The following is a 13,636-nucleotide window of genomic DNA, read 5'->3' on the forward strand; positions in this document are numbered from 1 at the left end:
GTCGGGGCCGACGTCTCCCACGTGGCCCGGGCGGCGGCGACGGCGGGCGCAGCGGTGTGCACGGGGTGGGTGGTGGCCTTTGACGTGGAAACCGGCGGCGCGGACGTTACAGGGTGGTTGTCGCGTTCGCGCAGTCCGGAACCCACCTGGTACGGCACGCTCCGCCTGCGGGGTTGGAACGGGCGGTCGGGGTGCTGCGACCAGTACTGGTGGTCGCGCACGACCGGTCGCGTAGCCCTGGGGCGATGTTGATTCCCTTTCACCACCGCTCATGCGCGCGAGCCGATCCGGGTCGAACGCGCGCCTGGACGTGGCCCCGGCCCGGCTGGTTGCGGATACCGCGAACCCGTGCGGTGCGGCGGCGTTCGCCGCGGCTGCCGGTGTGGTGACGGGAAGGGCCTGCTCGCGCTCCGGTTGGGTCATGGTGGTGGCCCCGGCGGACCGGGGCCACCATCTACAGTGGACTTGCAGTCAGTGCGGTTCGCCGTGTCGTATGGCGACGGTGCCGTAACGGCGGTGCGGGCCGGAGGGGGAACCCGCGCAGTGGTGTGCTCGAAGCGGCGAGCGGCCTGACAGGTAGTCCATCGCGTTGTCGTCTTCTGCTACTGGGCAACACCGTCCTTCCTGTCCCATCGTGTGTGGCGACTGTGCCGCGGAGGCGAGCGCTCCCGACACCACACCGAACCGGCGTCGCAACGCCGTGGCCCCGTCCGCTCCCCGTACCGGGCCACGGGTGGTCCTGGCGGGGTGGGCGAGTCGGGGCGCGGCCGACTTGGGCGACCCCAGCTCGCCTCGATGATCGCGTCGAACTCGGCGCGGACCCAGTCGTCGTCCTCGCACAGCAGGGCGAGGAACTCGTCGCGGGTGGGTGTCGTCATAGACGTCATGACGGTCACCTCCCGGATCAGGTCTTGAGCTCCCTGGGGGCGTCCTGCCCGCTGCCGATCGTGATCTTGCTGGGCTTGGCCCGCTCGGCGATCGGGATCCGCACCGTCAGCACGCCCGCGTCGAAGGCGGCCCTGATCCGATCCGTGGCCAGGGCGTCACCGAGGAACAACTGCCGGGAGAACACGCCCAGCGGCCGCTCGGACACCTGCATCTCCACCGACTCGGTGCCCGCGGCGGGCCTGCGCTCCGCCCTGACCGTGAGCACGTTTCGCTCGATGTGCAGCTCGATCGCGTCGGGTTCGACGCCGGGCAGGTCGAAGGCGACCACGAACTCGTCCGCAGCGCGGTAGGCGTCGATCGGGATCGCCGTGGGACGCGACCAGGTCCCGGCGACGCCGTTGAAGACCTGGTGGGCGAGCTGCTCAAACTGCCGGAAGGGGTCGGTGCGCATCAACATGGCTTGTCCTTCCTCTCGTGTCGCTCTTGCCAACGCGCACCTCAGTTCTAGCACGTCGTCCAAACGATGACAAGAGCCATGTCACCGAAAGGATGACAGTTAAGACGACCGCGCCAGCGCGCTGCCGGCGCCGCGGCGGTCGCACAGCACTGCCCGTACGGCGGTGAGTTTGAGCGGTGGCCGATGGGGGACCCGACCGCAACCAGCTGATCAAGGAGGCCCCGTGTCGTTCCGGCTGGCTGTCGCCCTGTGCGCCGCGCTGGTGGTGGTGCTCACGGCCACCGCCATCGTCACGTTCACCACCGGCGGGTCGACCATGCCCGGGTCCACCGACCACGGCGGGGTCGGCTTGTTCGGCAACCCGCTGACAGCTGTCATCCACCTCGTGTTCGCCGCGCTCGCGCTGGTCGCACTGTTGCGGCCGGGCTTCCGCAGGCTGCTCGCCCAGCTCGGCTCGCCGGCGTTCCTCGGCTTGGTCGCCTTCGACGCGGTTGGCCTGCTCTCGCCGGTCGGCGAGGACGAACCGCTCGGCGTCCGCTGGCCGACCCTGGTCGTGGACCTCGTCGTCCTGGCCCTGTGGCTGCTGACGGCCCGGCTCTCCCGCCCCTCCGCCACCGCCGCTCCGGAACAACGCCGTCACCGGTAGCCGACCGACCACGAGCACCCGGGTCAGCACCGGTCCTGTCGGGTGGTGACCGGTGGCGCGGCGACCCGGGGTGGGCCGGGGGTGTGGTCCAAGCGCAGCAGATCGGGGCGGGAGTAGTGGCCGGACACATCGAGGTCGAGGTAGGCGCCGTCGAGTTGGTCGGGGTCCACCTCGGTGACCAGCAGGTCCGCCCTGCCGAACACAGGACCCGCCAGCAGGTGGCCGAACGGGTCGACCACGCAGCTGCCGCCGTTGATCAGGGCCTGCTCCCGTGCGACGGGTTCGGGAAGCGGGTATTCCTCGGGATAGTCTCGGCGGGTGGCGAACTGGTTGGCGGAGAGCACGAAGCAGCGGCCCTCGACGGCGATGTGCCGCATGGTCGCCGTCCAGGCGTCGCGGGCGTCTACGGTGGGCGCGCAGTAGAACTCGACTCCCCGCTGGTAGAGGGCGGCCCGGTACAGCGGGAGGTAGCTCTCCCAGCAGATGGCCATCCCGATCCGGCCGAGGTCGGTGGGTACGACGGTGATGTCGGAGCCGTCGCCCTGACCCCAGATCAGGCGTTCGACCCCGGTGGGCATGAGTTTGCGGTGGTGCCCGATGAGGGCGCCCGCCGGGTCGAACAGCAGCGACGAGCAGTAGAGGGTGTGTCCGGCCCGTTCGACCACGCCCACCACGACCAGGCACCCCGCCGCGGCGACCGCGGCGCGTACCCGGTCGAGCGACTCGCCGGGGATCTCGATGGCCGATCGGCGGTAGCGCGCGAACAGCGCGCGCCCGTCCGCCGTCCGATCACCGACCGTCGCGCCGAACGAGGCGCCCTTGGGGTACCCGCCGAGGAACGCCTCGGGGAACACCACGAGATCGGCACCGGCGTCGCGGGCCTGGCGCAGCAGGATCTCGAACCGCTCGAGCGCGGTCGACAGCTCGAACAGCGGCGCCGCCGCCTGGACCACCGCAACCCGCACGACCCGTTCCTCCACCCGCACTGTCGTTGCCGGTGAGGTTATCCGGGCTCCGTCCTCGGCGGTTGCCCCAGTGCGGGCGTCGACGCCAGTCCGCTGTCGGTGGCGGTGATCGGCATCCGGCACGGCGGCCGGTGTCGCCCGGACCACGTGCTCAGCACGTCGGCAGCGGTGTCGGCGTCCAGCAACACACGGCCCTCCCGTCCAAACGCGGCAGGGCCCCGGGGTTGTGCGGTCCAGTGGACCCCAGTGCCCACCGTGCACCGCCAGGGTCGCGTCGACCTCGTCCAGCACCGCCGGGTGGATGCGCGCGATCGGCCGGAGGACCTCGATCAGTGGTTCGTCGTCCGGGCCCCGAGCGAGTTCCCGCCCACGGGCGCCCCACGGCCGAACGTCGGGCCCGCGGATCGACCGCAGGTGCCGGTAGTCGTGCAACCGGCGGGCCACCCACAGCCGCGGCGACCGCCTGCCCCGCCAGTCCCTCCACACGCGGCGGGTTCGCCGACAGGCCCGCGCGACGCACCCACCTGGTACCCCGCGGGCACGCCCGAAAACACGGGCCCCGCCGGGTATGCCCGAAGGCGCCCACCCCGCGCCGCGAGCCGCGGTCGGGTGCGGCCATGACCAGCCAGTCGAAGTCCGACGGCGCGCTTCGGCGATCACCGACCGTAGCTGCGCGAGGACGCGGGGGCGGGCCCGACCGCCTCAGAGCGGTGCGGTTCCTGGTTCGTCGACGACGGGGAAGATCGTGCCGAGCCCGCTGAGGTCGAGCACGCGTCGCACCGGGCCTGCCGGGATCGCGGCCACGGTGAGCTGCCGTCCGGTGGCCTTGGCGCGCTTGGCGGCGCGCAGCAGCACCGACAACCCGGCCGAGTCCATGAACGTCACCCCCGTGAGGTCGACGACCACCGTCGCGGAACTGTGGTCGGTGGCGAACACGGCATCGAGGGCGTCGCGGAGTTCGCCCGCGGTCGCGAGGTCGATCTCGCCCTCGGCCTGGATCAGGTCCCCGTGGACGCCGAAGCCGGTGGTGATGGTCAGCGGGTTGGTCATGCCAAGCCTCCCAGCGGCGTCATCGTGGCCGCTGGCTGCTCAACCGCCCGAACGTGCCTTCACCATAGCCAGTCGCGGCGGGTTGTCGAAGACGCACCGGATGTGACATTTCTCGGGGACTCTTCACAGCCGACCGCCTCATGGCTCCAGCAGCAAGAACTCACCCGGCGCGCACACCACGACGATCCCGTCGCCGGCGCGCTCCACAACGGCCTCCACGTCGTCACCCATTCCCCCACCCAAGCACCTCGCCCCCGCACCGGCCCGTCGAACAGGGTCCGCTGCCGGGCGGATTTCACCGTCCTGCCCGGTAAGGCGGTGTCCTGAGGGAAAGTCGAGAGCGACGGTGGTTCCGGGGGCGGCTTCGGTGCCCTTGCGACCCCATCCCGTACGCGGTGCGCACCGGCTGCGCGTGGCGGGCGTTGCCCGCAGACTTCCCTCCCTGGGAGACGATGTACTGGTATTTCTCCCGGTAAGAGCGGCGGAGCTGAGTCTCCGGATGGTCGACGCCGAGGGAGCCATAGGTCTTGTTGTAGGAGACGAAGTTGGCCACGTAAACGCCGAACGCCGCCGAGGCGAGGACCCACAGGAAGACGGCGAGCAGGCCGCCAGGGCTTAGCCAGCGGAACCGCGGTTGGCGGACGTTGGGCGCGGCCTAGCAGAGGATGGCGTACGCGAGCCCGACGAGCAGGGCGATCACGGGCCACTTCGCGATGTCCCAGATCCGCAAGCCGGCGTCGCCGATCCCCACGAGCGCGCCCACCCGCTGGGCGACCGCGCCGATGTAGCCGCTGGCCGACCGCAACGCCCCGGCGATGCCGACAACCGCCAGGATGCCCGCGGTGCTGCTGGTCTTTTGCAGCCCGGTGATCGCGTTTGACGATGATGTCGGCGGCCTCGCCCGGAGCGAGCAGTCGCACGTTGTCGATCAGGGCGCTGGTGGCGGACGGTTCAGAGCATGGCCAGGACCGAGGTGAGCACGGGGATCGCGGGGAACAACGACAACACCGCGTAGCAGGTCAGCGCGGCGGCCCAGTCCAGCAGGTCGTCGCGCTGGGACTCCTTGACCGTGGCGCGCAGTACCGCCCACCAGGACCGCTTCGGCAGGTCGGTGGGGCCCTGGGGAACTGGCATCGGTGATCCTCCGGGTCGTCTTGCCAGGTCCTCCCACCACCACCGACACCCGAACGCCCGCCTGCAAACGGATGTTCAGGTCCACCACAGCGAGCTGATCGTCCACGGCCGAGTGGCGGGCGAACTCGCCACCCGCGCCACCCCTGCGCACAACGATCTCGCACGGGGTGGTGCCCCGCCCGAAGTCCGGCCAGCCGATCTCGGTGCGCCACGCGGCGGGATCGCGTGTGTCACGAGGACCGACGACGTAGACCTCCCGCACCGGTCCGGCCACCGACATCGCGTTCTGCACCACCCAGGTCCCGAGTGCGCCGTAGGTGGCCTCGATGCCGCCGTGCTCGCCGACGTGGGTGGTGACGGCCAGTTCCGCGGGGCACGCGTATCCCCGTGGTGCGGGTTGCGGAGATCGTGCACAGTGTGCGCCAGCGGTTTCCCGTATCGGCGTGACCCAGCGAACAGTTCGCCCAGTTTTCCCGGTTCTTGGGCATCGAATCCGAAGTGGATGTGGAAGACATCGAACTCGTCGTGGTGGTCGTGCACCCAGCGCGGGTCCAGCATGACCGGTGGCCACCACTGCTGTGAACCGCTCGGTGCGTGGCACCGGCGCGGGTCGTCGAGGCGGATGGCCCCGTCCCGTCCCAACGGGTCGCCGATATGGCGGACGTACACGTGTCCGGAGGGGACGGACGCCACCCGGATGACCCGCGTGTCAGTCCGCATCGGTGCCCGGCTCCGACATCTTGCGGTGCCGCGCGGCGAGAACACGGTCTGGCACCACATGCCCGGCGACCGACTGCACGGTGTTCTTGACCGAACCCGCGACCACGTGGTCCTTGCCCGCCATCAGCGCGTCGAACGCCTCTCGGGCTACCTCCTCAGCGCTGTCCTTGGGGCCCGTACCGAGTTTGGTGTCGCTCATGTCCGCCCGGCCGAAGAACTCCGTGTCGGTCGGCCCCGGCATCAACGCGGTCACCGTCACGCCACTGTTTCCACCCCGCGTTCACAGAGGGACTCCGCAGCGCTGCTGGTCTTGTCGTCCTCTGGACAGCGGTAGGTCCCATGGCTCGTCGGCGGTGACCCGTATGGCGAGCCCCAGGATGTCCGGTGTGTTTCCCGGCAAGCCGATGCCTTTCGACAACCGGGGGATCAAGGAATCCTGGCGTGTCAACATGGTGGCCGCCGCTCCTCGTTCGACCTCACGCGTAGCCGACGCGGGCAACGCCGAACCCGGACCGCGGCGATGAGGCACGGCCGAGGCGGCTCGGCCACGCACCCGGCGGTGACCTCGACCGCGGCGGCGGGTTGATCACGATGGCGGAGGGGAAGCTGGGCGAACCGGGGTTCAGTGAGCGCTCCTGCGCGCCGCTGGCCGAGGGGCACCTGGCCAGGCTGTACGCCATCGCCGAGGCTGACCACGCCGTGTTCGCCGCGCGGCGCCCCGAGTACCTGGACCGCCGCGTGGCGGTGACCCTCGCGCAGGGGCGGCGTCGCACTACCTCGACGGCCGTACCGGGGTGAAGGACCTCGACGTGTGGTCGTTCTACGCGCAGCTGCCCGACACGCCGTGGCCCGCCTACCAGAGGCAACGGCGCGTCGACTTCGGGCCGTCGGAGTTGGGGCGGCAGCGCTACGACCTGTCCGGAGCCACGTCCGCGGCCACCCGCGCGCGGTGGGAACGCTGGGAGCGCAGCTACACCGGGCGCAGGGTAGACCTGTTCGTCCGCCCCCTCCCGGTTCCCCCGGCCACGGATCGCCTGGTGGTATCGGACGCGTTGGTCGACTGGCTGCGGCGTGGAGAGGCGGGCCGTGTTCGCAACTCAACGTGGCACCTCGCGCGCTAAGCCGTCATCCTCCTCGACCCGGATGCCCGTGGCCTCCGTGTCCGGCCGCCGGACGCGGGGACGGGAGAACCGCCGTGAGCCCGCTGTGACGTCGACGGCGCGGTCGAGCCGAATCAGTTTCCACCCCACCGCGGCGGCCACGTGTAGGTCGGGCCTGCCCCGGGTAGTCGGGCGGCGACTGCCGACTAGGAGGCCACGTGGATTCGTTCAACCCCGCCAAGGTCGTGAAGGACGCGGTGGAGAAGGCCGTGGAGAAGGTCGCCGACCTGGTCACCCCACCCGTTCCCGGCGCACCCGGGAGCAAGCCGCCCGCTATCGATCCGCCCACCGAGCCCCAGGGGCCGTTGCCGCGCAAGGCGGACCAGTCCTCGCCGGAGACGCGCACGGCTACCGGTGCCGAGACCGGTGCCGAGCCGCGAGCGCGCGAGCAGCACGGCGAGTACCTGACGACGTCCACCGGTGTGCGCCTGCACGACACCGACCACTCGCTCAAGGCCGGTGAGCGCGGGCCGACCTTGCTGCAGGACCACCACCTGCGCGAGAAGATCACCCACTTCGACCACGAGCGCATCCCCGAGCGGGTGGTACACGCGCGCGGCGCCGGAGTGCACGGGGTGTTCGTCGGCTACGGCAACGCGCAGGGGGTGTGCAAGGCGGCTTTCCTCGCGGAGGGGGTCAGCACGCCGGTTTTCGTGCGGTTCTCCACCGTCGTGGGTTCGCGCGGGTCCGCCGACACCGTGCGTGACACCCGGGGGTTCGCTACGAAGTTCTACACCTCGGAGGGCAACTTCGACCTGGTGGGCAACAACATACCGGTGTTCTTCATCCAGGACGGCATCAAGTTCCCCGACATCATCCACGCCGCGAAGCCGCACCCGGACCGGGAGATCCCGCAGGCGCAGAGCGCGCACGACACGTTCTGGGACTTCGTGTCCCTGCACACCGAGGCCACCCACCACGTGCTGTGGCAGATGTCCGATCGCGCGGTCCCGCGCTCGTACCGGATGATGGAGGGCTTCGGCGTCCACACCTTCCGCCTGGTCAACGCCGACGGCGAGACCGCGCTGGCGAAGTTCCACTGGAAGCCCAAACTCGGCGTGCACTCCCTGCTCTGGGAGGAGGCGCAGCTCATCTCCGGTGTGGACCCGGATTTCCACCGGCGCGACCTGTTCGACGCCATCGAGGCGGGCGCGTTCCCCCAGTGGGAGCTGGGCATCCAGGTATTGCCCGACACTCCGGAGCAGACCTTCGAGGGCATCGACCTGCTCGACCCGACCAAGATCGTGCCGGAGGAGTTGGCCCCGGTACAGCCGATCGGGCTGCTCACGCTCAACCGCAACACCACCAACTACTTCGCCGAGACCGAACAGGTCGCCTTCCACGTCGGGCACCTTCCGCCGGGCATCGACGTCACCGACGACCCCCTGCTGCACGCGCGGCTGTTCTCCTACGTCGACACCCAGCTCTCCCGGCTGGGTGGGCCGAACTTCAACCAGATCCCGATCAACCGCCCGCACGCGCCCGTCAACGACATGCTCCGCGACGGCTTCCACCAGCACGCCGTGCACAGCGGCGTGGCCCCGTACAAGCCCAACAGCCTCGACGGCGGCTGCCCGTTCCACGCGGGTGCCGACTCCGGCGCGTTCGCCGAGGTCGCCGCGACCGTGGCGGCGTCGGTCAAACAGCGCCGGTCACCGGCGTCCTTCGCCGACCACTTCAGCCAGGCACGCCTGTTCTACCTCAGCCTGACCGCGGTGGAGCGCGACCACGTCATCCGCGCCTTCACCTTCGAGCTGGGCAAGTGCTACGAGCGGGCCATCAAGGAACGGCAGCTCCGGGTACTGGCCGCTGTGGACACCGAACTGTGCGCCCAGGTCGCAGCGGGCCTCGGGCTCCCCGTCCCCGAGCAGGCCGCGCCCGCGCCGGAGGTGATCCCCAGTCCCGCCCTGTCGCAGGTCGGCAAGGCGTGGCCGACCGACGGCAGGGTCGTCGGCATCGTCGTCGACGCCGACGACCCGGACAGCCTCAACGCCCTGCACACCCTCCGCCAGGACATCACCAGCGCGGACATGACACCGCTGGTCATCGCCGCTCGCGGCGGTGAACTGGCCGACGGCTTGATCGCGCAGCGGACGTTCCTCACCACCCGCTCCGTCGAGTTCGACGCGATCCTGCTCGCCGCCGCGCCGCCCCCCGCACCCGACGCGCTGCCCGTCCTCGACGCCAAGGCGGGCGTGCCCGCGGCCACCGTCGATCCACGCGTAGTCCTGATGTTGCAGGAGGCGTACCGACACGGCAAAGCGATCGGTACCTGGGGCGGGGAGGCCGCACTGGCCGAAGCGGGTATCGCACCCACCGCACCGGGAGTGGTCGTCGGGGACGACCCGGCCGAGGTGTTCACCCAGGTCACGCAACTGCTCACCCTGCACAGGGTGTGGGAGCGGTTCGCCACGACCGCGAGCTGAGCGGCCTGGAATCGGCCTTCGAGGTCCTTGTGACAAACGTGGTGCGGGTGGCGTCGCTGAACGCCGCCCGCACCAGGACCAGCCCGATTTCTCCACGTTGGAAGTGCGCAATTGGGTATCAGCGCGCCATAGCGGACGATCGCGATGCACCGCGCACACGACAGTGGTCGACGACCGCAGGACACCCAACGCCCCAGGATGAGCAGGTGGCGCCTCTGCTCGGTGGGGACATCGAGTACCTGGGGTACCTCGACCACTCCGCATTGGTGGCCCTGGCGGGTTCCGCGGCCGTCGCGGTCGTCTCACCGTGCTGGGACGAGCCCTACGGGCTGGTGGTGGCCGAGGCACTGGCCTGCGGGACACCGGTCGCGGGCTACGCGCGCGGCGCGTTGCCGGAACTGCTCGACGACCCCACCGGGATACTGGCCGACCCAGGCGACATCCCGGGTCTCGCCACCGCGATCACAGCGGCGTCCACTCTGGACCGCCGCCGGGTTCGGGTGCACGCGGAACGCACGTGCTCGCTGACGACTATGGTGGACAACTACGAAAGCCTGTACCGGGCACTCGCATCGTGATCGGCTACTACATCCACCACCGCGGTTCCGGCCATCTGCACCGCGCCCGCGCAGTCGCCGCCCGACTGCGCACTCCGGTGATCGGGTTGTCGAGCGCGGCTCGACCGGCCGACTGGCCGGGAGCCTGGCTGCGACTCGCCGACGACGTGGGTGCCGACCCGACCACCGACGACGTCACCGCCCACGGCATCCTGCACTGGGTGCCCCGCCACCAGACTGCTCGCCCCGTGGCCCGCGCGGGCGCAACCGGACTGGCCACCCGAGTGGCGGGCGAAGACCACCCACCTCGGCGCGTTGTCACGCTCCGACCACCGGCACACGAGCCGCACGGGCACCACCGGCCACGTGCTCGCGATGTGGGGCTCCGGCGGACTCGACGTCGACCCCCGGCAACTGCGCGCCTGCGCGGCGGCGACTCCCGAGTGGACCTGGACCGCCATGGGGCCGGAGCCCGTCGACGAGCGGCCGAACCTCCGCTGGGCGGGCTGGGCCGAGGACCCGTGGGACGCGCTGTGCGCCGCCGAGGTCGTGGTCACCCACGGCGGCCAGAACGCCGTGGCCGAGGTCGCCGCGGCGCGGCGGGCGGCCGTGGTGGTCCCCCAGGCTCGCCCCTTCGGCGAACAGCGGACCACCGCCGCGGTCCTGTCCCGGGCCCGCCTCGCCGTCGTGGCACCGCGCTGGCCCGAACCCGCTCGGTGGCCTGAGTTGCTGCGTCGCGCCCGCGAGCGCGGCGGCGACGGTTGGCAGCGGTGGTCACCTGGCGACGGCGCCGCGCGGGCCGCGGCCGAACTGGACGCGCTGTCCGCGTGACCAGCCCTCGTATCGCGGTGGTCACCACCACCCACCGCCGCGACGACCACCTGCACCGGCAACGCACGGGAATCGCCGCCTGCCCACCCGACTCCCACGTCGTGGTCGCGCATGGACGACGTGCCCCGGCTCCACCCCATCCCCGGTGCCGCACCGGTGCGGTCGGTGGCGGTGCCGAGCGGCGGCTGCGGTCTACCACCAGTGCCACCCGCCGACCCGCCTCGACCCCGACCGCGCACCCGAACTCGTCCGCAACGCCACCACCTTCCGGCGCGGACACGGCCACTGGCCCGTGCGCGGCTGGCTGCACGACCTGCACCTCCAGGGGCTCGTGTAGTTCGACCCTATCCACGACTACCTGCGTCTGGAAGACTCCAAGACCGCGCGCGCCAGTGATCCGACCACGCGCGCAGAGCGGCATCGTGGGTTGAGCGACGACTACTGACCGCGGACTGGCTGCGCGCCGACGGCCCGCGGGGCGTGGACGTGGGGAGCGCGGCACTGGGCCTGGCGACGATCGAGGAGTTCGGGTGGCCGTGGTGGATGACCACGACCACCGCAGTAGCGCGCACGGCGGTGTTCGCCGTGCTGTTCTTCGCGTCGAACACCGCCGGACGGCTCACGGTGCTCGACGCGGTGAACCTGAGCCAGGTGTGGCCGCTGCCGGGGTCGCGGCGGTGTGGTTGTGCGCGCAACGCCGCTCACCCCTGCTGTTTCGAGATCTTCAAGAACAAGGAGGAGGACTGCGAGAAGATCGTCCTCAAACCCTGACGGCACCCACCCGGCCGGCGACCGCGCGCAACGCCGCCGGGCCGGGTGGTGCTGCCTGAGCTCTGGGGAACCGACGAGCGAGGGGAACCACGTGAACGCACCGAGCCGGCTGGCCGTCGGCGTGCTGGTCGACGAAGGACTGCCGGAGCGGGTCATCACGACGACCGTCAACGAGCTGCCCGAGGTCTTCGCCGCTCAAGTGAGCGGGCGGACGCGGTGGCGGGTGGAGCGCGAGGTCGACCAGCTGCCACTGGACGAGGACGGCGACATCCCGATGCGCGCGTTGGCGGATCGGCACCGGGAGCACCGGGGCTGGGACCTGCTGGTCCTGGTCACCGATCTGCCCCGGCGCGCCGGGACGGCACCCGTCGCCGCCGGTGTCGACGTCGAACACGGCGTCGCGCTGATCTCGCTGCCCGCGCTCGGGGCCCTCTTGGTCCGGCGCCGGGTACGAGCGCTGTTGGTCCGCGTGGTGCGGCAGCTGGTCTCGCGACAACCCGGGTTGGACGGGGATCCCGGCGGACAGGGGGTGGCGGCACGGCTGCGTCGAGCACTGGCCCCCACACAGCACGTGCCCGACGACCACGCGCCGTCCGCGACACACGTCGTCCTGGTCGGGTTGCGCGGCAGGCTGCGGCTGCTGGCCGGGATGGTCCGGGACAACCGCCCGTGGCGGCTCGTCCCCCACCTCGCGGGCGCCACCGCTGCCGCGGCGGGCACCGCCGCCTACGGCATCATCACCAGTTCGTCCTGGAAGCTCGCGGACGCGCTGTCCCCGCTGCGGCTGGCCGGGATCACCGTGGTCACCCTCCTGGTCATGACGGTGTGGCTGACCGTGTACAACAACCTCTGGGACCAGCCTTCCGAGACCACTGAAAGACGCAAGGCGCTGCTGTGCAATGTTTCCACGGCCACCACACTCGCGATCGGGGTGGCGTGCGTGTACGCGATCCTGACCGGAGGTGGGCAACAGGTCGTCGTGGAAGACCGCGTCACCCAGCACCGCCCGCAACCGGACCGGTGGGCTCCGGCGCGGGCAGTCCCAGCCCGGCGGCGACGCGGGCGCACCGTTCGGTGTCCACAGTAGCCAGTACCCGGAGCTGCCGTTCCTTGATGACCCGCTCGTAGCACTTGCCCAGCTCGAAGGTGAACGCCCGGGCGATGTGCTCCCGCTCCACCGGGCTCAGGCTGCGGTAGAACAGCCGCGCGTGCAGCAGGGGGTCGTCGGTGACATCGATGGCCGGCGGAAGGTGCCCGACGTGGAAGGCGACCTGTTCGGTCTCTCGGCGAAGTAGTTGCTGGTGTTGCGGTCGAGCGTGAGCATGCCCATGGGCCGGACGGGCGCCAGTTCCGCCGGCGCGATTTTGGTCGGTCGAGCAGGTGCGGTACGAGCGCGGGATGCCCCGGTCTGACAGGTGCCAGAAGAGGTGGTGGGTCGCCTCGGTGTGCAGGAACACGAAATCCCAGGACGTGTCGTGCGCGCTCTGCGCCTGCGGGATCTCCCGGTCCGGGTGCGGCTTCGCGGCGTGGATGATGTCCGGAAACTTGATGCCGTCCTGGATGAAGAACACCGGGAGTTGTTGCCACCAAGTCGAAGTTACCCTCGGAGATGTAGAACTTGGTGGCAAAACCCCTGGTGTCGCGGACGGCGTCGGCGGACCCGCGCGAACCCACGACCGTGGAGAACCGCACGAACACCCCTTGAGCGAGTGGTCGGTATCGGGCAGGCGGACACCGGTCGTAGGTGGTCAGGTACGCGCCCTGCTGTTCCCTGGCGCCGTGGTCGGCCCCGGTCCGCGCACCCGTGGCGGTGCGGGTGTCGGGGGCGAGCCCTGGTCGGACTTGCGCGGCCACGGCTCACGCGGTTCGGTCGGCTCGTCCAGCGACGGGGGCGCGCTGCCGGGAGCCCCGGTACCGGTGGTGTTGTTGTCGGTTCGGCAACTTTCTCGACGGCCTTGCCCAAGGCGTCCTTGACGATCTTCGCGGGCTTGCTCGCGTCCACGTGGTCCTCGTCGTTGACGGCGGACGCCG

The 13,636-nt window shown here is 70.9% G+C and carries 15 protein-coding genes and 4 pseudogenes; 10 read left to right on the forward strand and 9 right to left on the reverse strand.

What is annotated here, in order from left to right:
- Positions 1-904 precede the first annotated feature (904 nt).
- A complete protein-coding gene (locus tag V5P93_RS21455) occupies positions 905-1,345 on the reverse strand; it encodes an Hsp20/alpha crystallin family protein (RefSeq protein ID WP_104481429.1) in 441 nt (146 codons plus the stop codon).
- Between the two features lie 223 nt (positions 1,346-1,568).
- On the opposite strand from V5P93_RS21455, the gene V5P93_RS21460 reads away from it, so the two are divergent.
- Positions 1,569-1,991, forward strand: coding sequence for a hypothetical protein (locus tag V5P93_RS21460; protein ID WP_104481428.1), 423 nt, complete (start codon positions 1,569-1,571; stop codon positions 1,989-1,991).
- A 23-nt stretch (positions 1,992-2,014) separates the two neighbouring features.
- On the opposite strand, the gene V5P93_RS21465 is transcribed toward V5P93_RS21460, so the two are convergent.
- The 3 genes and pseudogenes from V5P93_RS21465 to V5P93_RS21475 form a co-directional block, all read right to left on the reverse strand.
- Positions 2,015-2,956, reverse strand: a complete 942-nt coding sequence (locus V5P93_RS21465; protein ID WP_104481526.1) for a carbon-nitrogen hydrolase family protein — start codon at positions 2,954-2,956, stop codon at positions 2,015-2,017.
- Between the two features lie 261 nt (positions 2,957-3,217).
- Positions 3,218-3,616, reverse strand: a pseudogene (locus V5P93_RS21470) (DUF6098 family protein); the annotation flags it as partial.
- 42 nt (positions 3,617-3,658) lie between these two features.
- Positions 3,659-4,006, reverse strand: coding sequence for an STAS domain-containing protein (locus tag V5P93_RS21475; protein WP_104481427.1), 348 nt, complete (start codon positions 4,004-4,006; stop codon positions 3,659-3,661).
- Positions 4,007-4,329: 323 nt separating this feature from the next.
- Here V5P93_RS21475 and V5P93_RS21480 point away from each other — a divergent pair.
- Positions 4,330-4,479: pseudogene (locus V5P93_RS21480) on the forward strand (transposase); the annotation flags it as partial.
- Positions 4,480-4,661: 182 nt separating this feature from the next.
- On the opposite strand, the gene V5P93_RS21485 reads toward V5P93_RS21480, so the two are convergent.
- The 4 genes and pseudogenes from V5P93_RS21485 to V5P93_RS21500 form a co-directional block, all read right to left on the reverse strand.
- Positions 4,662-4,811: a hypothetical protein gene (locus tag V5P93_RS21485; RefSeq protein WP_245931552.1), complete on the reverse strand. Its 150-nt coding sequence runs from the start codon at positions 4,809-4,811 to the stop codon at positions 4,662-4,664.
- A gap of 146 nt (positions 4,812-4,957) precedes the next feature.
- Positions 4,958-5,140 carry a hypothetical protein gene (locus V5P93_RS21490; protein WP_104481426.1) on the reverse strand — a complete coding sequence of 61 codons (183 nt, stop codon included), beginning with the start codon at positions 5,138-5,140 and terminating at the stop codon, positions 4,958-4,960.
- Between the two features lie 199 nt (positions 5,141-5,339).
- A pseudogene (locus V5P93_RS21495) lies at positions 5,340-5,741 on the reverse strand (GyrI-like domain-containing protein); the annotation flags it as partial.
- Between the two features lie 108 nt (positions 5,742-5,849).
- The gene (locus V5P93_RS21500) at positions 5,850-6,119 is read right to left on the reverse strand and encodes a hypothetical protein (protein ID WP_104481425.1); all 270 of its coding nucleotides are present in this window, start codon (positions 6,117-6,119) and stop codon (positions 5,850-5,852) included.
- A gap of 332 nt (positions 6,120-6,451) precedes the next feature.
- On the opposite strand from V5P93_RS21500, the gene V5P93_RS21505 reads away from it, so the two are divergent.
- The 8 genes from V5P93_RS21505 (at position 6,452) to V5P93_RS21540 (ending at position 12,692) form a co-directional block, all read left to right on the forward strand.
- Positions 6,452-6,658 carry a hypothetical protein gene (locus tag V5P93_RS21505; RefSeq protein ID WP_104481424.1) on the forward strand — a complete coding sequence of 69 codons (207 nt, stop codon included), beginning with the start codon at positions 6,452-6,454 and terminating at the stop codon, positions 6,656-6,658.
- Positions 6,655-6,981: a hypothetical protein gene (locus V5P93_RS21510; RefSeq protein WP_104481423.1), complete on the forward strand. Its 327-nt coding sequence runs from the start codon at positions 6,655-6,657 to the stop codon at positions 6,979-6,981. Before V5P93_RS21505 ends, V5P93_RS21510 begins: the two co-directional genes overlap by 4 nt.
- A gap of 197 nt (positions 6,982-7,178) precedes the next feature.
- Positions 7,179-9,446 (forward strand): catalase, encoded by a 2,268-nt coding sequence (locus tag V5P93_RS21515; protein WP_104481422.1) that lies wholly within the window; start codon positions 7,179-7,181, stop codon positions 9,444-9,446.
- Between the two features lie 206 nt (positions 9,447-9,652).
- A complete protein-coding gene (locus V5P93_RS21520) occupies positions 9,653-10,024 on the forward strand; it encodes a glycosyltransferase (RefSeq protein ID WP_245931550.1) in 372 nt (123 codons plus the stop codon).
- A 294-nt stretch (positions 10,025-10,318) separates the two neighbouring features.
- A complete protein-coding gene (locus V5P93_RS21525) occupies positions 10,319-10,834 on the forward strand; it encodes a glycosyltransferase (RefSeq protein ID WP_219824102.1) in 516 nt (171 codons plus the stop codon).
- 145 nt (positions 10,835-10,979) lie between these two features.
- The gene (locus V5P93_RS21530; protein ID WP_104481420.1) at positions 10,980-11,171 is read left to right on the forward strand and encodes a hypothetical protein; all 192 of its coding nucleotides are present in this window, start codon (positions 10,980-10,982) and stop codon (positions 11,169-11,171) included.
- Between the two features lie 149 nt (positions 11,172-11,320).
- Positions 11,321-11,605, forward strand: coding sequence for a hypothetical protein (locus V5P93_RS21535; protein ID WP_146108232.1), 285 nt, complete (start codon positions 11,321-11,323; stop codon positions 11,603-11,605).
- Positions 11,606-11,696: 91 nt separating this feature from the next.
- The gene (locus V5P93_RS21540) at positions 11,697-12,692 is read left to right on the forward strand and encodes a hypothetical protein (protein WP_245931549.1); all 996 of its coding nucleotides are present in this window, start codon (positions 11,697-11,699) and stop codon (positions 12,690-12,692) included.
- On the opposite strand, the pseudogene V5P93_RS21545 reads toward V5P93_RS21540, so the two are convergent.
- Positions 12,628-13,607 (reverse strand): annotated as a pseudogene (locus V5P93_RS21545) (catalase); the annotation flags it as partial. The gene V5P93_RS21540 and the pseudogene V5P93_RS21545 overlap by 65 nt on opposite strands.
- Positions 13,608-13,636: the final 29 nt, after the last annotated feature.

The sequence above is a fragment of the Actinokineospora auranticolor genome (genome assembly GCF_041897805.1).
Classification (GTDB): Bacteria; Actinomycetota; Actinomycetes; order Mycobacteriales; family Pseudonocardiaceae; genus Actinokineospora; species Actinokineospora auranticolor.